This is a genomic window from Streptomyces sp. S4.7 (assembly GCF_010384365.1).
Taxonomy (GTDB): Bacteria; Actinomycetota; Actinomycetes; order Streptomycetales; family Streptomycetaceae; genus Streptomyces.
In genome coordinates, this window is the sequence record NZ_CP048397.1 from 6,103,173 (window position 1) to 6,126,615 (window position 23,443).

Annotated in this window: 24 protein-coding genes and 1 pseudogene; 21 read left to right on the forward strand and 4 right to left on the reverse strand. The window is 69.3% G+C overall.

Annotation, left to right across the window (positions count from 1 at the left end):
* Window positions 1–22 precede the first annotated feature (22 nt).
* The 14 genes from SSPS47_RS27230 (at window position 23) to SSPS47_RS27295 (ending at window position 13,561) form a co-directional block, all read left to right on the forward strand.
* Complete coding sequence (locus SSPS47_RS27230; protein ID WP_164253254.1) at window positions 23–718, forward strand: HAD family hydrolase; 696 nt, start codon at window positions 23–25, stop codon at window positions 716–718.
* Window positions 715–2,562, forward strand: coding sequence for a hypothetical protein (locus SSPS47_RS27235; RefSeq protein ID WP_164253255.1), 1,848 nt, complete (start codon window positions 715–717; stop codon window positions 2,560–2,562). The genes SSPS47_RS27230 and SSPS47_RS27235 overlap by 4 nt, the downstream gene beginning before the upstream one ends.
* Window positions 2,559–3,509: a thymidylate synthase gene (locus SSPS47_RS27240; RefSeq protein ID WP_164253256.1), complete on the forward strand. Its 951-nt coding sequence runs from the start codon at window positions 2,559–2,561 to the stop codon at window positions 3,507–3,509. Before SSPS47_RS27235 ends, SSPS47_RS27240 begins: the two co-directional genes overlap by 4 nt.
* Before the next feature lie 8 nt (window positions 3,510–3,517).
* Window positions 3,518–5,236 carry a carbamoyltransferase C-terminal domain-containing protein gene (locus SSPS47_RS27245; RefSeq protein ID WP_164253257.1) on the forward strand — a complete coding sequence of 573 codons (1,719 nt, stop codon included), beginning with the start codon at window positions 3,518–3,520 and terminating at the stop codon, window positions 5,234–5,236.
* The gene (locus tag SSPS47_RS27250; protein WP_203557934.1) at window positions 5,233–6,285 is read left to right on the forward strand and encodes a hypothetical protein; all 1,053 of its coding nucleotides are present in this window, start codon (window positions 5,233–5,235) and stop codon (window positions 6,283–6,285) included. Before SSPS47_RS27245 ends, SSPS47_RS27250 begins: the two co-directional genes overlap by 4 nt.
* Window positions 6,286–6,381: 96 nt before the next feature.
* Window positions 6,382–6,891: a topology modulation protein gene (locus SSPS47_RS27255; protein WP_164253259.1), complete on the forward strand. Its 510-nt coding sequence runs from the start codon at window positions 6,382–6,384 to the stop codon at window positions 6,889–6,891.
* A gap of 31 nt (window positions 6,892–6,922) precedes the next feature.
* The gene (locus tag SSPS47_RS27260) at window positions 6,923–7,774 is read left to right on the forward strand and encodes a class I SAM-dependent methyltransferase (RefSeq protein ID WP_164253260.1); all 852 of its coding nucleotides are present in this window, start codon (window positions 6,923–6,925) and stop codon (window positions 7,772–7,774) included.
* On the forward strand, window positions 7,771–8,529 hold the full coding sequence (locus SSPS47_RS27265) for a phosphotransferase (protein ID WP_164253261.1): 759 nt from the start codon (window positions 7,771–7,773) through the stop codon (window positions 8,527–8,529). The genes SSPS47_RS27260 and SSPS47_RS27265 overlap by 4 nt, the downstream gene beginning before the upstream one ends.
* The gene (locus SSPS47_RS27270; protein WP_164253262.1) at window positions 8,526–9,182 is read left to right on the forward strand and encodes a histidine phosphatase family protein; all 657 of its coding nucleotides are present in this window, start codon (window positions 8,526–8,528) and stop codon (window positions 9,180–9,182) included. Before SSPS47_RS27265 ends, SSPS47_RS27270 begins: the two co-directional genes overlap by 4 nt.
* Window positions 9,179–10,015 carry an aminoglycoside phosphotransferase gene (locus tag SSPS47_RS27275; RefSeq protein ID WP_164253263.1) on the forward strand — a complete coding sequence of 279 codons (837 nt, stop codon included), beginning with the start codon at window positions 9,179–9,181 and terminating at the stop codon, window positions 10,013–10,015. Before SSPS47_RS27270 ends, SSPS47_RS27275 begins: the two co-directional genes overlap by 4 nt.
* Before the next feature lie 35 nt (window positions 10,016–10,050).
* Window positions 10,051–11,049 carry an NAD-dependent epimerase/dehydratase family protein gene (locus tag SSPS47_RS27280; protein WP_239065071.1) on the forward strand — a complete coding sequence of 333 codons (999 nt, stop codon included), beginning with the start codon at window positions 10,051–10,053 and terminating at the stop codon, window positions 11,047–11,049.
* A 31-nt stretch (window positions 11,050–11,080) separates the two neighbouring features.
* Window positions 11,081–12,202 carry an adenosylhomocysteinase gene (locus SSPS47_RS27285; RefSeq protein ID WP_164253264.1) on the forward strand — a complete coding sequence of 374 codons (1,122 nt, stop codon included), beginning with the start codon at window positions 11,081–11,083 and terminating at the stop codon, window positions 12,200–12,202.
* Window positions 12,199–12,759: an NUDIX domain-containing protein gene (locus tag SSPS47_RS27290; protein WP_164253265.1), complete on the forward strand. Its 561-nt coding sequence runs from the start codon at window positions 12,199–12,201 to the stop codon at window positions 12,757–12,759. Before SSPS47_RS27285 ends, SSPS47_RS27290 begins: the two co-directional genes overlap by 4 nt.
* 31 nt (window positions 12,760–12,790) lie before the next feature.
* Window positions 12,791–13,561, forward strand: a complete 771-nt coding sequence (locus SSPS47_RS27295; RefSeq protein WP_164253266.1) for a 3-deoxy-manno-octulosonate cytidylyltransferase — start codon at window positions 12,791–12,793, stop codon at window positions 13,559–13,561.
* Between the two features lie 17 nt (window positions 13,562–13,578).
* Here the strand turns inward: SSPS47_RS27295 and SSPS47_RS27300 are convergent, their stop codons facing one another.
* The 3 genes from SSPS47_RS27300 to SSPS47_RS27310 form a co-directional block, all read right to left on the reverse strand.
* Window positions 13,579–14,757, reverse strand: coding sequence for a cytochrome P450 (locus SSPS47_RS27300; protein ID WP_164253267.1), 1,179 nt, complete (start codon window positions 14,755–14,757; stop codon window positions 13,579–13,581).
* 4 nt (window positions 14,758–14,761) lie between these two features.
* On the reverse strand, window positions 14,762–15,937 hold the full coding sequence (locus tag SSPS47_RS27305) for an MAB_1171c family putative transporter (RefSeq protein WP_164253268.1): 1,176 nt from the start codon (window positions 15,935–15,937) through the stop codon (window positions 14,762–14,764).
* Between the two features lie 246 nt (window positions 15,938–16,183).
* Window positions 16,184–17,119, reverse strand: a complete 936-nt coding sequence (locus SSPS47_RS27310; protein WP_203557751.1) for a transposase family protein — start codon at window positions 17,117–17,119, stop codon at window positions 16,184–16,186.
* A 119-nt stretch (window positions 17,120–17,238) separates the two neighbouring features.
* Here SSPS47_RS27310 and SSPS47_RS27315 point away from each other — a divergent pair, with 119 nt between their 5' ends.
* Window positions 17,239–17,463 (forward strand): hypothetical protein, encoded by a 225-nt coding sequence (locus SSPS47_RS27315; protein WP_164253269.1) that lies wholly within the window; start codon window positions 17,239–17,241, stop codon window positions 17,461–17,463.
* Window positions 17,464–17,886: 423 nt separating this feature from the next.
* Window positions 17,887–18,732, forward strand: coding sequence for a helix-turn-helix domain-containing protein (locus SSPS47_RS27320; protein ID WP_164253270.1), 846 nt, complete (start codon window positions 17,887–17,889; stop codon window positions 18,730–18,732).
* A 43-nt stretch (window positions 18,733–18,775) separates the two neighbouring features.
* Here SSPS47_RS27320 and SSPS47_RS27325 read toward each other — a convergent pair whose 3' ends face one another.
* Complete coding sequence (locus tag SSPS47_RS27325) at window positions 18,776–19,222, reverse strand: Secondary metabolite protein (protein ID WP_164253271.1); 447 nt, start codon at window positions 19,220–19,222, stop codon at window positions 18,776–18,778.
* A 431-nt stretch (window positions 19,223–19,653) separates the two neighbouring features.
* On the opposite strand from SSPS47_RS27325, the gene SSPS47_RS27330 reads away from it, so the two are divergent.
* The 5 genes and pseudogenes from SSPS47_RS27330 to SSPS47_RS27350 all read left to right on the forward strand — a co-directional run bounded on the left by SSPS47_RS27330 (window position 19,654) and on the right by SSPS47_RS27350 (window position 23,434).
* Window positions 19,654–19,971, forward strand: a complete 318-nt coding sequence (locus SSPS47_RS27330; RefSeq protein ID WP_164253272.1) for a transcriptional regulator — start codon at window positions 19,654–19,656, stop codon at window positions 19,969–19,971.
* A 1-nt stretch (window position 19,972) separates the two neighbouring features.
* Window positions 19,973–20,981, forward strand: a pseudogene (locus SSPS47_RS27335) (hypothetical protein).
* Window positions 20,981–21,688: an ATP-binding protein gene (locus SSPS47_RS27340; protein ID WP_164253273.1), complete on the forward strand. Its 708-nt coding sequence runs from the start codon at window positions 20,981–20,983 to the stop codon at window positions 21,686–21,688. The pseudogene SSPS47_RS27335 and the gene SSPS47_RS27340 overlap by 1 nt, the downstream one beginning before the upstream one ends.
* A gap of 115 nt (window positions 21,689–21,803) precedes the next feature.
* Window positions 21,804–22,370 (forward strand): WhiB family transcriptional regulator, encoded by a 567-nt coding sequence (locus tag SSPS47_RS27345; RefSeq protein WP_164253274.1) that lies wholly within the window; start codon window positions 21,804–21,806, stop codon window positions 22,368–22,370.
* A complete protein-coding gene (locus SSPS47_RS27350; protein ID WP_164253275.1) occupies window positions 22,367–23,434 on the forward strand; it encodes a DUF2637 domain-containing protein in 1,068 nt (355 codons plus the stop codon). Before SSPS47_RS27345 ends, SSPS47_RS27350 begins: the two co-directional genes overlap by 4 nt.
* Window positions 23,435–23,443: the final 9 nt, after the last annotated feature.

The following is a 23,443-nucleotide window of genomic DNA, read 5'->3' on the forward strand; positions in this document are numbered from 1 at the left end:
ACACCCTGACGAGAGGACGATCATGACCGTTCCCGCTTGTGGATCGCCACCCGCTCCAGCCGCGCCGAGCGACCACGGGTCGCGCGCTCTTCTCCTCGACCTCGACGGGGTCCTCCTCGACACGCGTCCCGTGATGCGGAGGGCGTGGCAGAGGGTCCAGGAGGTCCATGGCGTCGCGCTCCCGTTCCGTGACTACGAGCGCCACCTGGGTCGCGAGTTCGGGGACATCATGCAGCGGCTGGGCGTGACCGACGCCGAAGCGGTCCGCCAGACGTACGAGGCGGAGTCCGTGGCCACCGCGCACCTCGCGGAGGAGTTCGCCGGCATCGTCGAGACGCTCCACGCCTTCGTGGCCGCCGACTGGCGGCTGGGCGTCGTGACGTCCAAGCACGTCGACCGGGCGGCCCCGCTCCTCGCGCGCCTCGGATGTCCCTTCGCGACCATCCGCACGCCCGCCGGAGCGGGCCGGACGAAGCCGGCACCGGACCCGCTCCTCCTGGCGCTGGTCGACCTGGGAGTCGACCCCGCCGCCGCCGTCTACGTGGGCGACATGGCGGTCGACCAGGAGTCGGCCGCACGCGCCTGCGTCCCCTATGTACACGCTGCATGGGGCTACGGGCAGCCGACGGCTCCCGACCCCGAGACGGCCGCGTCGCCCAAGGAACTGCTGAGCCTCCTTCTCCCCGCCAAGCAACTCGTCGAGGGGAGCACGGTGTGAGTCCCCGCCCGACTGGCGGCCTCGGCCTGGTCCGCTCCTCCAACGCCGGGAAGCCGACGTGGGCTCTCGTTGGAACCGGTGCCCTGGCGCACGCGCGAACCGACCACGTCCACACCACGGACCTGGAAGCGACGACCGTCGACAAGCAGGTACTGCGTGCCGGTGTCGAAGACGTCATGGCCGCCCTCGCCCACTACAGCGCCACACTGGCCTCTACCCCGGGCGGAGCCGGCTGGCTTCACGTCCAGCACGTCCCCGTTCGACGCTTCGTCGCCGAGATCGTGCGCAAGCTCCTGGCCCTGAACGCCTGGGCACCGTTCGCCTCGGCCCCAGGGCCCCTGACCCTGGCCCCGTACGAAGGGCTCGTGGGACTGCGTTCGAGCAGCTCGCGTGAGTACCTGGCCTACACCGTGACGTGGTCCGGCGTCGCGTACCTGCTCGGGGCTGCGGCATCGCACAACCCGACCCGCTCCACCCAACTCCGCAACCGCGACCGTACGAGTACGGCGAACACGGAGCCGAGTCCACTCCCCTCGGATCTCGGACGGCAGGACGTTCTGGCGCTGTCGTGGACCTCCCGCCACGCGGCCACGCTGACCCCGGTTCTCGCCGAACTGGCACGCGGCAGGCAGAGGAGCCTCCTGCTCGATCTCGCCACTGATGCCGCCGAGCGGTGCAGCGCGGGATCGACCACGGGTACCGAGCTGCGCTCGGCTCCGAGCGACCTCTTCACCCTCTCCGGCACCGCCGAGGGCCTCCACCGTCGCGACGACGAGCACGTCGTCCAGGTGGGAGGCCACGATGTCCAACTTGCCCGGCTCATAAGGCTCTTGTCCGTGCTCTTGGAGACCAGCGGGGGCTGCACCCAGCCGTCATGGCGGACGGTGGTGCGGGCGGAGAGCTGGCTCGACGACATGTTGTCGAGCACCCGGCCGCACACCGTCCTGCTGAGCAACGACACCAGCCCCCTAGGCGTACTGGCTGCGCACGCCGCCGAGCGGCACGGGGCGAACTCGGTGCACGTCCAGCACGGGGCGTGGACGGCGGAATCGGTCGCCTGGCCAGCCCTGCACAGCCGCGACATCATCGTCATGGGCGAGCGGGACCTCGTCCTGGGCCGTGGGTGGGCGCGCCACCCCGAGGCCGAGGTGCACGTCCTCGGACAGCCCCGCTTCGACGTCCTCGCCGGCCTGAGCCGCCAGGCACAGCGCAGATACCTGGAGAAGCTGCTCGCTCCGGGTGGACGGCGCGCGCCCGCCCGGATCGCGGTGTGGGCCTGCCAGCCCTTCAACCCCGATCACCTCAAGTCCCACGCGGACCTCCTCCTGGACGGGCTCGCCGAGGCGGACGGCGACTGGGGGCTCGTCATCGCTCCATACCCGGCGCAGGGAGCCGACGCCTTCACCGCTCTGGTGAAGGCGGACGCCGGGCCGCCCATCGCGGTGGCCGATCCCCGAGTCGGAGCCCGAGGCTGCCTCGCTGGCGCGGACGTCCTGGCGAGCGCGTACTCGACGTGCGGGATCGAAGCCGCGCTGCTCGGCATCCCGGTCCTCGAAATCGGCTCGCCGGGCGAACGCACCCTGGGCCTGACCGGTCACGGACTGGCGACCCGGTGCGAGGCCGCCGGTGAGGTCGCCGAAGCACTCTCCGGCTTGCGCGCGGGCCCTGCGCCGATCCCGCGGGCGGCCTTGGACGCGGTCTGCCGGTGGCGCGGCGACAGCGCCACTCGGATCGCCCGGCTCATCACCGACCGCGCCACCTCCGGCCCGAGGGCCGACGACTCCACCCACCACCACCCGGGCGCCGCTGCGTCGCCCAAGGACGAAGGAGCATCCGTCCGATGACATCCCTCACAGCCGACAGCATCGCCGAGCTGTTCTCCGGCGCCGTCACGCTGGCCAAGTCCGGCGAGAAGATCAGCCCCCGGGGCATGGCCACCCACGAAGTCCGCGATGTGCACCTGCTGCTCACCCAGCCGCGTGCCCGCCTGCTCTACGCCCCGGCTGCCCGCATCGTGAATCCGGCCTTCGCCGTTGCCGAGACGGTCTGGCACCTGTCCGGCTCCGACGCCCCGTGGATCTTCGACTACAACAACCGGCTGCGGCAGTTCGCCGACGAAGGCGTCCTCCTGGGGGCGTACGGCCCCAGGATGCGGAACTGGGTGGGCAAGGTCGACCAGCTCGCCCGCGTCGTCGAGATCCTCCAAGCCGACCCCGACTCCCGGCGAGCCCTGATCCAGCTCTACGACCCGGCCCAGGACGCCGCAGGGCACAAGGACGTGCCGTGCACCCTTGGGTTCCGGTTCCACCTGCGCGCCGGCCGCCTGCACATGGCGACCATGATGCGCGGCCAGGACGTATGGATCGGCATGCCGTACGACGTGTTCTTCTACACCGTGTTGCACGAGCTGGTCGCCGGATGGCTCGATGCGGAACTCGGCGAGTTTCACCTGCACATCGGCTCGCTGCACATCTACGACGAGCACATCGAGCAGGCCGACATGCTCACCTCGCTCCCGGCGAGCGAGATCATGCCCGACCTGCGAACACCCTGGAACGGCTTCGGCGGCCTGCTCGACCAGGTCGAGGCCCGTGACGTGACCGGTCACCCCGGCTGGGACGCGATGGCCGAGACGCTGCGCAGCTACCGGCTGTGGAAGGACGGCAAGCGAGAGCAGGCGTGGCGGGCGGCCGACACGATCGACGGACCCCTCGGCCAAGCCCTCACCGCCTGGTACGGAGAGCTTGAGCGGCGCTCGACCAATCGCGCCGCGACGGCCGGGACAAGTTGACCGCCGCCATGAAGCGCACCCCCTCCGTGATCCTCGGCCTGTGCTCGTACACCCACGACTCGTCGGCCGCCCTTCTCGTGGACGGTGAACTCGTCGGCTTCGTCGAGGAGGAACGCCTCTCCGAGCAGAAGCACACCAAGCTCTACCCGGCCCGCGCCGTGGGATGGCTCCTCGACCAGGCCAAGCTGAGCGCCACCGACGTGGACGCCGTCGCCTACAACTTCCAGCCCACTCGCTACCTCGCCGAGTCGCCCGCCGCCCTGCGCATGGCGCTCTCGCCAATGACACGCGACCGGAGCCTGGCCCGCGCCCACGGGTTCGCCAAGGTCGCCCTGCGCACCCGGCGGCGGCTACGCGTCCTCGGCAGCCAGTTCCCCTCGGCCCGCGTCACACCGGTCCTGCACCACCGCGCCCACCAGCTCACGGCCTACGCCGCCTCCGGCTGGGACGAAGCGGCCGTACTCGTCGTCGACAGCCTCGGCGAGCGGCAGACCACCACGATCGCCCACGGCCACGGCCTTCAGCACCCCCGCGTCCACACCCTGGAAGCGATCAACGACCCGGCCTCCCTCGGCTACGTGTACGGCGCCGTCACCGAGCACCTGGGCTGGCGGCGGGGCGACGAGGAAGGCACAGTCATGGCGCTGGCCGCCCTCGGCGACCCAGCCCGCTTCCGGCACCTGTTCACCACGGCCGTCCGCACGACGGCCACGGGCTTTCGCATCCACCCCGGCTACTTCCCGACGCGCACCCTCACCTCGGGATACCCGAGAACATCTCGGCGGTTCGTCGCCGAGACCTGCTCGGAGCGGCACCCGAGCGAGCCGCTCACCGACGTCCACCGAGACCTGGCGGCTGCCCTTCAGGAGCGGACCGAGCAGGTGATGGTTCACCTTGCCCGCCGCGCCCGTGTGCTTACCGGCTCCCGGCGTCTGTGCGTAGGCGGCGGCGTCGCCACAAACTGCGTCAGCATCGGGAAGATCATCGAGGCTGACATCTTCGACGAGGTGTTCGTCCCGCCGGCGCCCGGAGACGCCGGAACCGCCATCGGGGCCGCCCTCGCCGTGCATGTCGATGGGCGCAGCCCTCGCCCGGTCGCCTGCATCGCCCGCCACTGTTACCTCGGCCCCTCCTACGAGGACCAGCCCCTCGACCTGGCCCCCTGGCCCGGCCTCCGCCAGAAGACCCTCGGCATCGAGACCGCCGAGTTCCTCGCCGACCAGCTCGCCCACGGCGTGATCGCCGGACTGTTCCAGGGAGGGGTTGAGGCCGGGCCGCGTGCCCTGGGCAACCGCTCGATCCTCGCCTCCCCGCTGGAGCCCGGCGTCGTCGAGCGGCTCAACGCCACCGTGAAGTTCCGCGAACCGTTCCGGCCCTTCGCCCCTATGGTCCCGGCCGAGCGCGCCGCCGAGTTCTTCACCCTCGGCCAGCCGGCCCCGTACATGTCCATGGCCTCCGGGGTGACGGACCTGACGCACGAGCGGGTGCCGGCCATCGTGCACGCCAACGGCACCTCCCGCCTGCAGACCGTCACCCGGTCGCAGAACCCCTTCATGCACGCGGTGCTGACCGCCTTCGGCCGCCGAACCGGCATCCCCGTGCTGATCAACACCTCCCTCAACGTCAAGGGCAAGCCGATCTGCGGGACACCCGAGATGGCCCTGGACTGCCTGGCCAACTCCGGCCTCGACGCCCTGCTCCTCGAAGGGCGGTGGATCACCAAATGAAGATCGGATACAGCTTCTGGGGCTTCCTCGGCAACGGCGTCACCGACACCCCCGACGGAGGCCGCAGCCACCGCCGCCCCTTCATCGACGCCCTCCTTGCCCGCGGTCACGAGATCGTCTTCCTCCAGCCCGACCGTGACCGCCTCGAAGCCGATGACGACCTCGGCGGCGCGTACACCTTCGACGACGGCCTGCCCGGCATCGACGCTCTGTTCCTGGAGTGGCGCTGGGCGATCCCCGGCCGCAACACCACCGTGTGCGGCAGCGAGGGGCACACCTGCGACCTCCACCGGCAGGCCCAGCTCATCAACCACTACACGGCCCGGCACCGGACGCCCACCGTCATCTGGGACAAGGACCGCACCCTGCGCGCCGAGAGCGTGTGGCGCCGTACAGCCCACACCCGCGTCTGCGAGGCCGCGCTCGCGCCAACCCCCGGAGCGCACTCGCTGCTCTTCCCCGTCGCCGAGGGCCTCCTCGCCCAGGCCGATGCCCTCACCCTGGCGGCGCGGCCCCGGGATCTCGCGCTCGGCTACGTGGGCAATCAGTACGACCGCGACGAGTCCTTCGACCGCTTCTTCGCCCCGGCAGCCGCTCGCGTCGAGCACCTGGTCGCCGGGAAGTGGACCAAGACCGGCCGCTGGCCGCACGTCCGGTTCGCGGGCCGGATCCCGTTCAAGGACGCCGCTGGAGTCTACGGCCGGTCCCTGGCCACGGTGCTCATGCTGCCCGAGCGGTACGCCGCCGTCGGGCAGATGACCCAGCGCATCTTCGAGGCCGTGCTCGCCGGCTGCCTGCCGCTGGCCCCGGCGGACATCCGCTTCGCCGACCGGTTCGTCCCCAAGGAACTGGTCGTGCGCTCCGGCAGCGACGTCCTCGAACGCCTCTCCTACCTGAACGAAATCGCCGGCACCGAGCAGCACGCCGCCCTGATCGCCGCAAGTGTGGACCGCCTGCGCCTGTTCGGCCTGTGCAAGCAGGTCAACACCCTGGAGTCCGTCCTGCATGGCCTCCTCCAGACCACCGCGACCGAGCGGGGAGCTGCCTGATGCAGACCGCTCGATCGACCACGGCGCGCGGATCCTCCGGGCGCGTCCCGGAGGATGGGTCCGCCGGACACCCGAACCTCTCTACGCTGGAGCACCATGAAGAAGGTCGCCATCGTCGGCTGCGGAGGCAGCGGCAAATCCCACGTGGCCCGCGAACTGGGCAGGATCCTCGACGCCCCGGTGACGCACCTGGACGCCGCGTTCTACGACGACGAGTGGAACGCGTTGCCCATGGACAAGTTCACCGACGTCCAGCGCGAGCTGGTCGCGCAGCCGCGGTGGGTGATCGACGGCAACTACAACTCGACGCTGCAGGTACGGCTCGAAGCCTGCGACACGGTGGTCCTGATGGACGTGTCGACCGTGGCGGCGCTGTACGGGATCTTCTCCCGGCAGATCCGGCACGGGGCCGGGCACAAGGGCAACGGGGTGCACAACCGCATCCACTGGGGCGTGATCAAGTACGTCGCCACGTACCGGCACAAGATGCGGCCCCGCGTGATGGCGAAGATCGAGGAGTTCGGCTCCGGCACCGACGTGGTGCTGCTGGCCAACCGGCGTCAGACGCGTCGCTGGCTGCGGAAGGTCGCCGCCGAGCAGTCCTGACCGGTCCGCGCCCCCGGCCAGGGGGTGCGGCATGAACGAGCCCAACCCGTTCCTGGACCCCGCCCGACAGTCGGAGCTGTACGGACACGCCTCTCGGCTGGCCGGGCGCACCAGCGCCCTGATGCGCGCCAAGACCGCCGGCCACCCGGTGCCCGAGACGATCGTCAGCCTGGTGCAGGCCCATCACGCCCGGCCCGACCGGCTCGGCGTGGTGCTCGACATCGGCTGCGGTCGTGGCACGAGCAGCCGCGTCATCGCCGAGCAGCTCCGGCCCGAACGCCTCGTGGGTCTGGACGCCGCCCCCTCCCTGCTCGCCCAAGCCCGCGAGCGCGCCAAGGACCTGCCCGACAGCACGGTGGACTTCGTCGAAGGCGACTTCCACGACCTCCCTCTGCCCGACGGGTCGAGCGACATCGTCGTCGCGGCGTTCTGCCTCTACCACTCGCCGCGCCCCCAGGACGTCGTCGGACAGATCGCCAGGGTCCTCGCCCCCGGAGGTGTGGCCGTGCTCGTCACCAAGGGCCTCGACAGCTACCGGGAGATGGACCAGCTGGTCGCCGCCGCCGGCCTCGATCCGCGCGCCGCCCAGCACGAGAGCCTCTACACCGCAGCCCACAGCGGCAACCTCGCCGACGTGGCCGCCTCCTCGCTCGACGTGATCGCCGTCCTGGACGAGGAGCACGTCTTCACCTTCGACGGCCACGACCACACGGCGCAGTACCTGGCCACCAACCCCAAGTACGACCTGGCGCCCGGCCTGTACGGCAACCCCGGTGCCCTGGCGGCGACCCTGCACGAGTTCCTTCCCGACCAGCCGCTGACCACCCGGTCCCGGATCACCTTCGTCGTCGCCCAGCCGAAGGAAGGAGGAAAGCCGGCATGAGCCACGCCTCGTTCACCAAGCACTACGCGGATCCGGAGCGCGCGGCGGGGGCGGTGCGCCACTACCGGTGGCTCACCGCGCACGCCAAGCCGCTGCGGCAGCCGGCCTTCCACACTGCCGGACCGCGGTTCCTGACGTTCGAACGGATCGAGGGCCGCCCCGTACGTCCCGAGGACCTCCCGCGCGTGGCGGAACTGCTCGGTCACGCCCACGGTGCCGCCTGGGCCAGCGACCTGCACTCCGCGTCGCTGGACACCCCGCACCACTTCGTGGACGGCACGCTGCTTGACGACTACCTCGGTCCCCGGAAGGTCGCTCTACGGCGACGCCACGAGCAGGGCTACCTGCCCAACAAGACGGCCCTGCACGCGATGCTCGGCCTGCTGCAGGCGACCGCCGAGGGCCCGTGCGCCTTCTACAAGGACAGCAACCCGCGGAACTTCATCATCACCGCGCAAGACATCGTCGCCGTCGACACCGACGACCTGTCCCTCGCCCCGTTGGGCTACGACCTCGCCAAACTCGTCGCGACGCTCCACCTGACCTACGGGCCGCTCACGGACCAAGCCGTCACTACCGCCCTGCTCGCGTACAACGCGGCAGCCCGACGCTACGACGCCCGGCTGGGCACGACGGACCGGGGCCAGCTCGACAGCTTCCTGGGCCTGCACGCCGTCCTCACCGCCCCGTACGTCGGCCGCAACGGCTACCACTACAGCCTGCCCCTCCGTTTCACGCACCGAGGAGCCTCATGATCACCACCGAACTCGTCTTCGTCCGGCACGGCCAAGCCCAGTGCAACGCCGACGGCCTGGTCGGGGGCCCGCGCACCTGCACCGGCCTGACCAACCTCGGGTACGCCCAAGCCGAACAGGCCGCACGCCGCCTGGCCACCGAGCACCTGAAGCAGCCCTTCGACGTCATCTACACCGGCCCGCGGATCCGCCTCGTCCAGACCGGCGAGATCCTCGCCCAGACGCTCCAGATCCCCGTGCACCACGACGAGCGACTCGACGGCCCGGTCCACGGCGACGCCGACGGCCAGCCCTGGGACGCGGTGAAGACGGCCGCCGACGGCGGCCCGCATGCCCACCCCGACACGCCCTGGGCCAAGGGCTCCGACACCTGGAACGGGTTTCTGGAGCGCGCCAGCAGGAACCTCAGCCAGCTCATCAAGGAGAACCACGGCAAGCGCGTCGTCTTCGCCGCCCACGGGGAGACGGTGATCACCGCACACACCCTGCTGCTGGGCATCCCGATCGGCTCGCCCGCCGGATTCACCCACAACCACGCCTCCATCACCCGCTGGCAGCACCACCGCAACCGCCTGGGCCAGACCCGCTGGATGCTCGACCGGCACAACGACACCGAGCACCTCAGCCTCCTCACGCCGGAGCCGACCCCGTGATCGCGACCTCGCGCGACCCCCGGATACAACTGGCGCACCTCCTCCTCGGCACAGTCGACGTCGCAGCGGACCCCGCGCTCCCGCCCCGCGTCGTACGCCTGGTGGCCGGCGACGGGCGTCAGTTCATCGCGAAGCAGCACGCGGAGCGAGACCGGTACGCCGGAGAACTCCACGCCTACGGGGCGTGGGTCACCCATCTGACCGGCCATGCACCGGTGTTGGTCGGCCGGGATGATGCCACCCACACCCTGCTGCTCACCGCACTCGCAGGCGACCGCGCGGACACCTTCGCTCCGGGCTCGCCCGAGGAGGAGCTGGCCCACCACGAGGCCGGGCACGTGCTGGGCAAGCTGCACCGGGCCACGGCCATGCCCCAGGGCGGTGCCGTCGGCGCCTCACTCGCCGAGCGGTTCCAGGGGTGGATCGACCGGGCCGTCCGAGCCGACCTGCTCGACGCGGCCGAGGAGAACCTGCTGAAGCACCACGCGGTCATCCTGGGCACGGGCCACATGGACAGCGCGATCTGCCACCTCGACTACCAGCCGCGCAACTGGCTGCTCGGCGACACCTTCGGCATCTACGACTTCGAGCACATGCGACGCGACGCCAGGGTCCGCGACTTCGCCCGGCTCGAATTCCGACGCTGGCAGGCAGCCCCCCACCTCCGCACCGCCTTCTTCGACGGCTACGGACGCTCGCCCAACGACCTCGAACGACGCCTCCTGGAGTCCTTCGGCGCCGTCGAGGCGGCCACAGCCCTGGTCAAGGGCCACCAGGAGGACGACGCCGCGCTCAGCGCGCACGGCAGAACCGTCCTGTCGCGGCTCACCTGACCAGCCCCTTAGACGACACCACTCTGGAGATCTCCGTGCCACAGCACGAGCAGCCCCCGACCAACGCTTCGCCCCGACGGGCCGTGGTGACCGGCTCCGCCGGATTCATCGGCTCCCACCTCGCCCACGCCCTCGTCCAGGCCGGCACCACCGTGATTGGCGTGGACCGCCGAGACCCGTCTACCGCCCCGACGGCCGCCGCCAACCTCGCCGCGCTGCGGGGTCGCCCGGGATATCACCACGTCACGGCCGACCTCCTCCACTGCGCGATCGACCCGCTCCTGATCGACGCCGACACCGTCTTCCACCTCGCCGGCATCCCCGGCGTACGGCCCTCGTGGGGACCGCAGTTCGGCGACTACCTCGCGTCCAACGTGCTGGCCACCCACCGCGTCCTCGAAGCCTCCACCCGGATCGGCGTATCCCGGCTCGTCGTAGCCTCCTCCTCCAGCGTCTACGGCCCGACCGACGGCGACGCGAGTCGCGAGACCGACCGCCCCAACCCCGCTTCCCCGTACGCCGTGACCAAGCTGGCCGAGGAGCAGCTCTGTCTCGCCTACGCCGAGCGCCCCGTCGGCCCCAGCGTGGTCGCCCTGCGGTACTTCACCGTCTACGGCCCCCGGCAGCGTGCCGACATGTTCACCCACCGCGCCCTGTACGCCGCCCTGACCGGACAACCCCTGCGCCTTTACGGAGACGGTCACCAGCGCCGCGACTTCACCTACATCGACGACGTGGTCGCCGCCACGATCGCCGCCGGCACCATCCCGAACGCGCACGGCACCATCAACGTCGGCGGTGGCTCGAACGCGTCCCTGCTGGACGTGATCAACATCGCCAACAGCCTCACCGGCCGCGAGATCCAGCTCCATCAGGACCACGTGCGCAACGGGGACGTCCTCCTCACGCGTGCCGACCCCGGCCGTGCGGAAGAGGTCCTCGGCTGGCAGCCGCGCGTCGATCTCCACAGCGGACTGCGCGCTCACATGCAGGCGCTGGCCTCCCCGGTGCCGGACTACAGCCGCGCCGCCTAGGCGCACCCGTCGGATCACGAGAGGAGTGCTCATGGAGACCCCCGAGCGAGCGCGGCTGGACGCCTTCTTCCGAAGGATCACCGCGCAGTTCCCCGCTGGCCAGGCGATCACGACGCTGGTCATCACGCACCTGCTTCAGGAACGACCTGCGTTCTTGCGCGCCATGACCGCGGTGTCCACTATCGGCGCCGTCCTCCCCAAGCCCCGGTCGATCCACCAGCCGACCCTCGACACCGTCCGCCACACCCTGCCGGTCCACGACCTGACCCGGGAGCGGTTCACCGACGAGACCCAGGCCCTGCACTATCTGGAGGACACGGCCGGCGGCCAAGACGTCGTCCTGGTCGACATCGGCGGGTACTTCGCGCCCAGCCTCGACACCCTCGTGAACAAGTTCTCCGGCCGCATCCTCGGCGTCGTCGAGGACACCGAGAACGGGCACCAGCGGTACGCGGCCCTCGGCTCGCTCCCGTGCCCGGTCGTGTCCGTGGCCCGCTCACCGCTCAAGGACTGCGAGGACCACCTCGTCGGCCGGTCCATCGTGTTCTCTACCGACGCCCTCGTCCGCGCCCGCGGGGACATCCTCACGAGCCGCAGCGCCTGCGTCATCGGCTTCGGCAAGATCGGTCGCTCGATTGCGCAGACCCTGCGTGCCCAGGACCTGCGCGTCACCGTGTACGACAACGACGCGGTCAAGCGGGTACAGGCGCACGCCCTTGGCTTCCACACCAGCGCGTCCACCACCGAGGCCGTCCACAACGCGGATCTCGTCCTGTGCGCCACCGGCAATCTCGCCCTCCGGCACGACGATTTCGCTGCCCTGCGCAACGGCGCGTACCTCGGATCGGTGACCTCCTCCGAGGACGAACTCGAACTGGGCAGCCTCGACGACCTCTACGAACGTCAGCCCGTCGGAACCCAGTTGACCCGGTACGAGGTCACCGGCCACTACTTCTACGTTCTCGCCGACGGCGGTGCCGTCAACTTCGTGCACGGCGCCGCCGTCGGCACCTACATCCACCTCGTCCAAGCCGAGATACTCGCCGCCACCGCCGCACTCAGCCACGCGCGGCTCCAGCCCGGACTGCACGAGATGCCGGCGGCCGACCGCGACACCATCGCCAGAACCTGGCTCCGCCACTTCGAAAGGTGACCCCGTTGCCACCCTCCACCGGACACGTCCTTGCCGTCACCGAGGCGTACCTCGCCCGTCACCCGGACGAGCGCGCCTCCCTGGCGATGCTGTTCGACGTACTCGCGGGCGCGGACGATCCCACCAGCCGCAAGACCTTCCCCGCCCACGTGACCTGCAGCGCCATCGTCATCAATGGTGAACGGCACGTGCTCCACATCCTGCACAAGGCGTCCGGGGAATTTCTGGCGCCCGGCGGGCACAACGAACCGTCCGACCAGCGCCTGCGCGACGCCGCCCTGCGCGAACTGCACGAGGAGGCCGGCATCCCGCCGAGCGCCGTGGTTCCCCTCGCCGGCTACGAGGACATCCCCCTCGACATCGAAGTGCACGCGATCGACGCGAACCCGTCGAAGAACGAGCCGGCCCACCACCACGTGGACTTCCGCTGGGCCTTCCAACTCGTGACCGATCACGCGGTGGTGCTGCAGGAGGAGGAGGTCGACGGCTACCAGTGGCGGCCGTTCGCGACCACTGCCTCACCCACCGTCCGCGCCAAGCTCGCCCAGCTCACCTGAAGCCCTCGAACCCGACCACCAGGAGGACGCCGTGGCCGCCACCACAGCCCGACAGACCGACGCCGAACGACGCCGGCACATCGCCGTCATACCGTGCCGCTGGGGTGCCTCCCGCTTCCCCGGCAAACCACTGGCCCTCCTCGGCGGCAAGCCGCTGCTCTGGCACGTTCACCAGCGCTGCCTGGAAGCCAAACGCCTCGACGGAGCCATCGTCGCCACGGACGACGAACGCATCGAAGCGGCGTGCCGCGAACTAGGCATCGACTGCATCCGCACCGGGGAGCACCTCACCGGCACCGACCGCGTCGCAGAGGTCGCCGAGCGCCTCCCGGCCGACGGATACATCAACGTCCAGGGCGACGAGCCGTTCATCGCACCCGGTGCGATCGACGCCATCTCGGAAGCTCTGGAGCACCTGCCTCCGGGCACGCTGGCCGTGAACGCTTACACCGAACTGGTCGACATCGCCGCAGCCCTGGACAGCAACGTCGTCAAGGTCGTCGTCGCCGCTCAGGGCGACGCCCTGATGTTCTCGCGCCACCCCATTCCCTATCCGAAGGGGGAGCGGCCGAAGTACGCACGCCAGCTGGGCCTCTACGGATTCGCTGGCCACTCTCTCCAGCGCTTCCGGCAACTTCGGCAGGGGCCCTTGGAGCGCGCAGAAGGAGTGGAGATGCTGCGCTTCATCGAGCACGGCCACGCTGTACAGATGGTGCCTGTTACGGACGACGGCGTTGCGGTGGACACTCCAGAGGATCTCGCGCGAGCCAGCATCCTGCTCGCCCGGTACGCAGAAGCATGACTTGTACTTACCATCTGCTACACCAGGACAGGAAGAGTTGCCAGTCCGCGAACGAGACGGGTGCGCCGCCAGTCCAGTTGGTCAGTTGGCGCGGCAAGCCGGATTCCGGGAAACCGAGTCAGTACCGCTCGGAGGGCGATCTCCACCTCAGCTTTGGCCAGGGGAGCACCGACACAGCGGTGGATGCCATGGCCGAAGCTGAGATGAGCGGCGGCGTCTCGGTCCAAGTCGAGCAGGTCCGGCGACGGGAACCGCTCTGGGTCGCGGTTGGCGGCTCCAAGAGCGACTAGTACCGGGACACCGGCAGGGATATCGGTACAGCCGAGCGTGACGGCCTCCGTGGTGAACCGAAAGGTTGCTGTACTGACGGGAGAATCGAACCGAAGCAGCTCGTCCAGCACGGCTGGGACATCGTCCGGATTCTGCCGAAGGCGATCCAGCTCGGCACGGTGCTGGAGCAGCGCCAGGGTGGCGTTTCCGAGGAAGTTGGTGGTGGTCTCGTGCCCGGCCACAAGCAACAGCACCGCCAGCGAGACCAGCTCCTCCTCGCTCAGATGGTCGTCTCCGTCGCGCTCCGAGATGAGCCGGTCGAGAAGAGAAGCGCCGGGGGCCAGGCGCTTGGCGGCGATGAGGGTCGTCATGTAGTCGGCCATGGAATGCGAGGCCGCGTCGATGACGTCGGACTTGCCTGCCGCGAACAGCTCTCCTGACCAGCGTTGGACGTCGGGTCGGTCCTCCTTCGGAACTCCGAGTAGCTCGCAGATCACGATGACCGGCAGCGGTACCGCCAGACTGGCCACGAAGTCGAACCGCTCTCCGACGGGCCACTGATCCAGCAGCTCGTCGGTGACCCGGGCAATGAACGGACGCATGTCCGTGACTGCCCCAGTCGTGAACGCTTTGGTCACCAGCCTGCGGAGGCGGGTGTGCTCGGGCGGGTCGCTGGCCAACATTGTGTGCGCCACCGCAGGGTGTAGTCGACGCCGTGACCCGTTGCCCGCGAAGAAGGCGGCAGTGTCCTTCGAGAGCCGTGCGTCGCGGAGAGCTTCCCTCGCTTCCGCGTAGCCGGTGACCAGGTAGCTGATGTGCCCACCGGACCCAGTGGGCACGGACTGTACCGGGCACCTGGACCGCATGGCCGCATAGGTGGGGTAGGGGTCCTGGAGAAAGCGGGGGTCTTGAGTCGGGTCGGTCATGCCATCAGGCTCCAACCGGCTCTGGCTGACTGTCATCGGCGACACGCCCAACTCGGTGCGCGTAGGCGTCGGCCACCAGGAGGAGCCACTCCGTGTCCGCACGGAGGTCCTTGCGCGAGGCGGCCTCCGCCGACGGCAGGGCAACCTTGTCGGCGTACCGGCCGGCCTTCGAAGCGGCCAGCGCTGCCTTCACGACAGCCGCCTCGACCGCTGCGGCTCCCGCCTCTGTTCCAGCGTCGAACGTGCCCTGGGCCACCTCCTGCACCCTGCGGGACCGGTACGGACGAAGGGCGAGGATGCCGTCGTTGATCTCGATGACCCTACGTTGGAGCAGGAAGTCCGAGTCGTTCGAGGCGGCCTCGTCGAAGGCCGGGTCGATATTCGGCATCGCGGCGGATAGGTCCTGCCAGAGAGAACTGAGGGCTTCGAAGGATTGTGCCTCCCAGCGGCGACGTCGGGCCTGGCTGACCGGGTAGACGACAGCCGGCAGGGTGAGACCGACGCAGATCAGCAGGACGGCGAGCGCCGGAGACGTCACGCTGAAGACGCACGGCCTAGACACGAGCGACGAACACTCCGAATGGTCGGACACCAGGTGGAAGCCCAGGCCCAGGGAGATGAGGACCGTCAGCTTGTACACCGCGTAGACCAGTGCGAAGACGCACCCTGCTGCCGCCATGCGCAGACCTATCCGGACGCTGCTGCGGCGGGTCGACCTCGACTGGCTTACGGCCTGCACCAGGAAGTCGACGATGCCGAAACCGAGGTAGGAGATGAAAAGCAGCAGATAGAGCGCATACACCTGCGGAGAGCGATGCGTCATCTGCTCGTACGTGAACAGCACGGTCATGCCGAGGGCAGACGTGGCGAAGAGGACGAGACGCAGCCGGACTCGCCGTTGCGCTTCCGCGGGTTCCAGGTTGAGCTGGAAGGAAACAGCCAGGACCGCTGTGGCGGCGGCCAGTGAAGCACAGTTGCTCAGCAGCCGGGCGACGTGCGGCACGACGCCCTCAACGGCGTTCTCGAACAGCGGGGCGTAGGTGGCGAAGGCCAGGGCGAACGAGCCGAGGAGCGCGCCCATGGCCCATGTGCCGGTCGGACGGGGCGTCCCTCGACCGAGGACCCAGTAGGCGGCAGCCGCTGCGAGCAGGCAGGCCATGCCAAGGAAGACGGAGTTCATCGTGAGCGGAACCGAGCTTTCTTAATGGGCTGGGAGAAAAGCGCGTCCCAGCTGTCCGATCCCCTCGTCGGCTGATGAGAAGGGGATTCGCGTTCACGGTAGATGCGCTGGCGGATAACCGTCGCCATCATTTCCGCTTCGCGTTCGTCGGCCGTCGAATAACTCGTGCGTCCCGACATGCGCATCACTAACGAGCTCGTGCATGGTTGGCGGTGAGACGTCGAGGACTTCGGTGGGGCCCGGGGGTCACATCTGCCGTGCCGATGTCAGGTCTGCGCCCTGCTGATGAGACAGCAGGCCGGCGATGGCCTGGACCGTGTCGCTCATGTGCTCGCGGCGGCCGAGGTGGCGTGCGAGTGCCCGCCAGTTCTTGAGATGTGCGATGCCGTGCTCGACCCGGATACGGCGTGAGGAGTGCGCCTTGCGCTGGCGCTCGTACATATCCTCGTACCAGTCCGGGGCGTTCTTCTTGAACTTGCGGTGCGGTGGCGTCACCACGCGTCCGCCGGTCTGTGCGCCGAGCCCCTGGTAGCCGGCATCGGCGAGGATCTCGACCGCAGGCCCACCGGCCAGGAGCTCCACCAGCCCCAACTGGCGTGCGTGGGTGATGTCCGCGCAACTCCCGGGCTTGGTCGGGCTGCACCACAGCATGCGTCCTTCGCCGTCCGTGACCACCATGGATTTGACGGCGTTCTGCTTGTTCTTGCCGGAGATGAACTTGTCCCGGTCCTTGCGTCCTTGGGCCGGCCGCCGGACCCGGATCTCGGTGCCGTCGATGATGCCGGTCTTCCCTGTCGCGCCGAGATGGTCGACGACTTCGGCCAGAGTCCGCAGCCGTACGTCGGGGCTGATGGTGCACCCTCGCTCGGCGAGCAGGGGCCGCACCTCGTTGATGGCCCGGGTGATGGTGGAGCGGTCCACGCCAAACCAGCAGGCCAGCACGTCGTGGGTAGTCCCGTGACGGAGATGGACGAGAGTGGCCAGCAGCCGGTCGACAAACACCAGCCGGTGCTTCGCGCCGGCGCCCATGGCCCGCTTGCGCGGCCGGGAGGCAAGCCTGGCCTGGTGGCGCTCGTGCCACAACGGACCCACTTCGGCGACGAGTTCAGCGATCACATCGGCCGTCAGGCCCGTGATCCGCCGGTTGCTGATGACCAGTGCACGAGCCGAGTTCCCCACCACGCAACCATGATCAACGATCAAGGACTCGGCGTCTCACCGCCAACCATGCACGAGCTCGTAAGCGTGGGGTTCACCCCGAGGGCCTGTGCCGTATCCGCGTCGACCTGCAGGCTTCCGGGGTGGTCGCAGAACACGTGGCACAGTTCGTGCGTGAGAATGTGTCGCTGGTGGTGAACGGACGTGCCTTCCTCGTAATAGAGGAGGTCGGCGGACGGCGTCTCGACCCTTATGCCACAGGGCGCTTCGACAGCGTCGAGCGTGCTCAACGGTTTCAGGATGATCGGTTTTCCGCGAAGGGCGGCTATCGCCTCGCGCAGTTCGCGCGTGCTGAAGCGATGCGGTAGGTGCAGGAGATCTACCTGCTCCTCACATGATTTGCGCAGTCGACTCTCGTCGATTTCTGGAAAGGGCATGGAAAGCCCCCCTCGGCCTCGGCTGTGCGCCAACTTGCTACTGAGCGACAGCCAAGAGGATGCCAAGAAGAAGGGGGAACTCACGCTTCCCGGAAGCGTCAGTTCCGGTTACGGATGGTGACTTGATCCCTGTGAGGAGGATGGATGAGTGCCAGGCTGGGGGATTCCTTCGACCTTGATCGACAGTGGGTGAAGCCCGTGATCGCGGGCCGCTGTGGCTCACGACGCAGATGATTGAACGGTCGACTATCCGTTATGTCTGACTACGCTGGATGACCATTTCATGATCTCTTGATGTTGTTTTCGGGCGTGTTGTGATGCATGTCACTTCATCATGGGATCTAATCTCGGGTCATGGACTCTCGGGGCGGGCAGGTCGAGGGCGACGAACCTGACGGTGAGTCCCTGCCTGAGCTGCTGCGATCATGGCGGAGCCGCACGGATCCCCGCGAGATTATGGGCCTGGCGGCCTCGGGGCGCAGGAGTAAAGGGTTGACGCAGCGTGACGTGGCTCGTCTGACCGGAGTGAGCGAACGTTGGTACGGCGCACTGGAGCGCGGCAACGAGGCCAAGTACTCGGCCGACTTCCTCGATCGGCTCTCGTCGGCGCTGAGGCTGAGCCCGGCAGAGCGTCGCGCGTTGTACCTGAGGGCGGTCGGTCGTCCGCCGGCACTTGCCTCAACGCCGGATGTGGACGCGGCAACAGATGTGGACGAGGTGCTGCTCCAGCAGTTCCTGGACAATCAGTCCCCCGCTCCCGCCTTCGCCACGGATCTCGCATGGAACGTGATCAGCTACAACGAGCCGCTGCTTGATTGGTTTCCGTGGGCTGCCTATCAGGCCAATCAGATGCGATGGGCTTTTCTGGAGCCGGAGGCTCGTGAGCATCTCGTGAACTGGGAACAGGACTGGGCCCGCCCATTTCTCGGGCAGATCCGCTATGAGCGGGCTCACCACCCGAAGAGCGAGGCCCTGCGGCAACTGGAGCGCGACATCCTCGCGGGATCGCCAGCCGCGCGACAGATGTGGGATCGTCGCGAGATGGTCGAGCACTCCCACGGTGCTCTGCGCCGGCTCAGGATTCCGTATCACCAAGGACGGGAAGTTGCTGTCCGCATCGTCGCCCTGCGACCGATGCGCAGCGACCTCCTCCGAGTGATCGTGCTGCTGGAAGGCCGCCACGGAAGCGATGCCGTCTGACCGCGACGGAGGGCCGCATGTCGCGGTTCGGGCGGCACTGAACTCATTCGTCGTCGAGCAGCCCGGAGTCGTCCGACTCCTCCGGCATTCCCTCCAGTCGGCGAGCCTGGTCGATCACGGTGTTCAGCATGTGCAGGCTCGACGTGCTGAGCCCGTTGGCGCGCAAGGCGACCCGGCGCACCCCCTGGTCGCGCATGGCGGCAATCACCTGGATCTCTGCACGCTGCCGTTCGGCTTCTTCCCCGTCGAAGAAGTAGCCCGGGTTCACCCCGAAGAATCCGGCCAACGCCCGGATGGTCTGCATCTTCGGGTTCGTGTTGGTTCCGGTGCGGAGCTGCTGGATGGCGCTTGCGGAGATGGTCACGCCCGAGGTGTCGCGGATCCCCTGTGACACCTCCGCGTACGTGTACGGACCGCGCCCCTTCGGATGCACCTCCCGAAACAGGTAGTCGAGCAGCTCCGCGAAGGTGCGCTCGTTCTTCTCGGTCATCCCCAACCCTTCGTCATGGCGACCATCCTATCCACCCCAGTGGTGATCATGGCTAGCGTCGTCTCGCACGCCGACATTGCAGTTGACGCAAGGGCGCCACTGCGGTGTACGTTGACCCAGTAGTTCGTCCAGTTCAGTGTTCCGTGCCTGTTCGGAGCAGGTGTGGAGAAGCTGGACTTGTGCCAGCGGTCGCCATACGGTTCTGGTCCCTGCACAAGCGGATCACCGGCCGGGGACCGGCCAGGAGGGGAGGGGCGATGTACCCACAGGGGCCATGACGCCCACCGGGGTGGATGAGAGCGGCGCCCGGGAGCTACCAACTCCCAAGCGCCGGGCCGGCACCCCGAAGAGTGCCGATTCACATCTCGCGGGCGGCGGGGCTTTTGCACGAGAACCGCCGCACCGCACTCCTACGAACAACGGAGTATCGCATGCTCGCCATGCCGAGTGGAACCCCGGCCTGCCCGGATACCGACCGCCAGCGCCGCCTCGCCGCCCAGCTCGCAGACATGATCCCGGGCGCGGCCACTGTCCGGGTCAGCCTCAACGACCCGAAGGAGGCGTGGCCCCACCCGCACGCCATCGTCAAGGACGAGCCCCTGGAGCTGGGGCCGACGACCGCAAGGGTCGCAGCCCGCTGGATCCTGCGAGCCTGGCCGGAGGCGGACTGGACTAGGCCGCACACCTTCGACGTCGCCGCCGCGACCCTCACCCGCAGCGACCTGGTCGCCGCCGGTCAGGGCTGCTGACATGGCGCGGATACGAACCATCAAGCCGGAGGCGTTCGTCTCCGAGTCGCTCGCCGAAGTGAGCGTCGAGGCAGAGCGCACCTTCTTCGGCCTGCTCACCCAGTCCGACGACCACGGTCGCCACCGGGACAACGCCGCGATCATCGCTGGGCTGCTCTGGCCGCTGCGCGCCGAGCACACCTCGGTCCACGTCGAGGACGACCTCCACCAGCTAGCGAACGCCGAACTGATCTGCCGGTACCGCGGATGCGACGGCCGCCTCTACCTCCATGTCGTGACCTGGTCCGAGCACCAGAAGATCGACAAGCCGAGCCAGTCCCGCCTGCCCTCGTGCCCGCAGCACCAGGCTGCCGACCGGTGCGCACCGTGCAAGGGCTCCTGCACCCGGAGGGCGGAGGGCTCGCCCACTACTCCCCGAGGATTCGCCGAGACCTCGGCGAGGGCACCCCGAGCCCCCGATCTGCCTGCCGTACCCGCCTCGACGGTGCCGGACCAGTCAGATGGGCCAGCCGCCGACCGGCCGGAGGCCGCCGCCGAAGCCATCAGCGCACCCGGGCCGGACAAGGTTAAAAGTCCAGGTCAGAGGGTTGTATCCGAAGGCTCCCCGAAGCCTCCCCGAAGCCTCGGCGCCTGGATCTAGGATCTTGGATCCTGGATCTCTTGTCCCTACGGGGCGCATAGCGCCCGCAGCCGGCATCTCCGCCAAGGACCTCGTCGGCGAGTACGTGGCCGGGTGCGACCAGCGCCCCCCGAGCGACGTGATCGGGCACCTCGGACGGATCATCAAGAAGCTCCTAGACGAGGGCATCGCTCCGGTGCACATCCGAGCCGGGCTGGCGAATTTCACCGCCAACCCCAAGCACCCGAGCGTCCTGACCAGCATGGTCAACGAGGCGATGAACGCTCGCCCCGGCGGTTTGGCGCGGCCGGGAATCCGGCCTAACGTGCCCGCCCACCAGGCGTGGACCAACCCGGCCAACGCTTCCGCCGCCTACGCCGAGGAGCTGTGATGCACACCCGTCACCGCGAACCGCAGCTCCTCGGCAACGAAGGCACCCTGGAGCGCATGGCCCGGATCCTGGCCGCCCGCAACATCGACCCGGCCGACGCCGCCGCGCTCCCCGACGACCCCGAGCCGTTCTCCCCGCTCGACGCCCTCCTGGCCGGGATGCCCCCGCGCTACCAGGCGGCCGTCGCCGACCACCCGAGGGTCCTGGACTGGGTCGCGGAGGTCACCGAGGCGGCCGTCGCCCCCAGCCGGGGAGCCCGGCGGCAGGTCACCACCGGGCCCAGCCTCCTGATGGCCGGAGTCGTCGGCGCGGGCAAGACGCACCAGGCGTACGGCGCGGTCCGAGCGCTCGTGGAGAGCGGGGTCGGCGTGCGCTGGCGCGCGACCACCGCCGCCGACCTCTACGCCGATCTCCGCCCCCGGCCCGGGGTCGACAGCGAGCGGGAGCTGGCGGCCGTCTGCCGCTGCCCGCTCCTGATCATCGACGACCTCGGCGCGGCCAAGGCCAGCGAGTGGGTCGAGGAAGTGACGTACCGGCTGATCAACCGGCGGTACAACTACGAACTCCCCACGCTGATCACGACCAACCTGGCGATCAAGGACCTGCGCTCGTACCTCGGTGACCGCGTCGCCTCCCGACTCGCGGAGATGACCGACCGGGCCGAGTTCGAGGCCGTCGACCGCAGACGCCACAGCGCCGCCGCCTGACCCCCACAGGCCACCCCGCCGGACCGCGCCCCCGCAGCGCCGTCCGAGGGGGCCTACCGCCAGCGCACCTCTCCGCCGACGCCCCTGCGCGCGGAGAGCGATCGGAGCACCCCGCATGACCAGCACGATGAACGGCCCCGCCCACCACCGTCAGCTCGGCGACCAGACCTGGCAGGCCGAAGCCATCTGCCAGAGCACCGAGTACCACCCGGTGGACCCCGAAGTCTTCTTCCCCGAACCCGACGAGACCGCCAAGATCGCCACGGCCAAGGCGCTGTGCGGCCAGTGCCCGGTCCGCCGTACCTGCCTGGACGCCGCTCTCGAAGGGGGTGACACCGACGGGATCCGTGGCGGCCTGACGGAGGAGGAGCGCGGGCCGCTGCACGACAAGCTCGCCAGCCGCCTCGACTACAGCCGCGTCAACGCCACCATCGCCGGGCGCGACGTGCACCTCACCCACGCGGAGCGCCGTGCGGTCGAGTACGCGGCCTACCGCCACGGGGTGAGCGAGCAGCGCCTGGCCTGGCTTCTGAAGGTCACCGAGGAGCACGCCAAGAAGCGATACCGCGAGATCCGCCGGGCCGAGCGCAATCGAACCCTGAACCAGCCCACTACGAACACCCCACCCCCCGAGACCAGCGGCGAGCGCCTGATCCGCGACGACTTCGGGACGGCGGCATGAACACCGCAAGCGCGCCGAAGACGGCGCACATATCCGGGTGGGACCGCGCGGCTGTCGTGGCCCTCGGGAGCGCGGGATGCGCGCTGTCGTATGACGCCCTGCAGCAGATGGCCGTCGCCATCCACATCCGAGGCTTCCTTACCTACCTGTTCCCCCTGGTGATCGACGGGTTCATCGCGTACGGCATCCGAGCCCTCCTAGTCCTGCGCAACGCGCCCTTGCGCGCCCGGCTCTACGTCTGGGCCCTCTTCGGCACGGCCACCGCCGCCAGCATCTGGGCCAATGCCCTCCACGCGGTCCGCATCAACCAGGACACGGTCGCCGGCACCAGCCTCCGGCTCGGCGACGCGGTGGTCGCGGTGCTCTCCACCATCGCCCCGCTGGCCTTGGCCGGAGCGGTCCACCTCTACATCCTCATCGCCCGGGGCCCGGTCACGGACGCTGACCGACAGAACCTCGGTGAGCCCGGTCACCTCGGTCAGACTGACCGGGGCGAGGCCATCGAGGTCACCCGGACCGACCGGGCCGGTCAGCAGCGGTCAGCGGTCGGTCAGGTCGAGCCCGGTCAGTCGGTCACTGCTCTGACCGACCGGTTGCCGCTGTCCCCGACCAACGAGGACACCGCCACCCGGTCAGTGACCGGGGACTCGACCCCGGCGGCCAACGGCCAGTCGGTCACCGACCACCACAACCGGAGGCACGGTGCCCCTGACCTGCCGGGACAGGTGGACAAGGGGCGGACGGGCGCTGACCGCCCCGACAGCGCTGCCCCGGTCGGTGATGGCCAGGGCAGCCCGGCGGCGGTCAGTGCCCCGCCGGTCACCTCGCCGCCGGTCACTGACCGGGCTGCTCAGCCGACTGATGACCGGCGACCTGACCCGGACACCGAGGAACTGCTGAAGATCGCCCGGTCGGCGGTCAGGGCCGAGGACAAACTCACCCGCAAGGTGGTCGCCCAGGCGATCCGAGGTCAGCAGATCCCGCTGTCCAGCGACACCCTGACCGCGCTGATGGCCCAGCTGCGCGAGCAGCACCGCCAGCCGGTCACTTCCTCCCGGCCCTGACCGAACCTC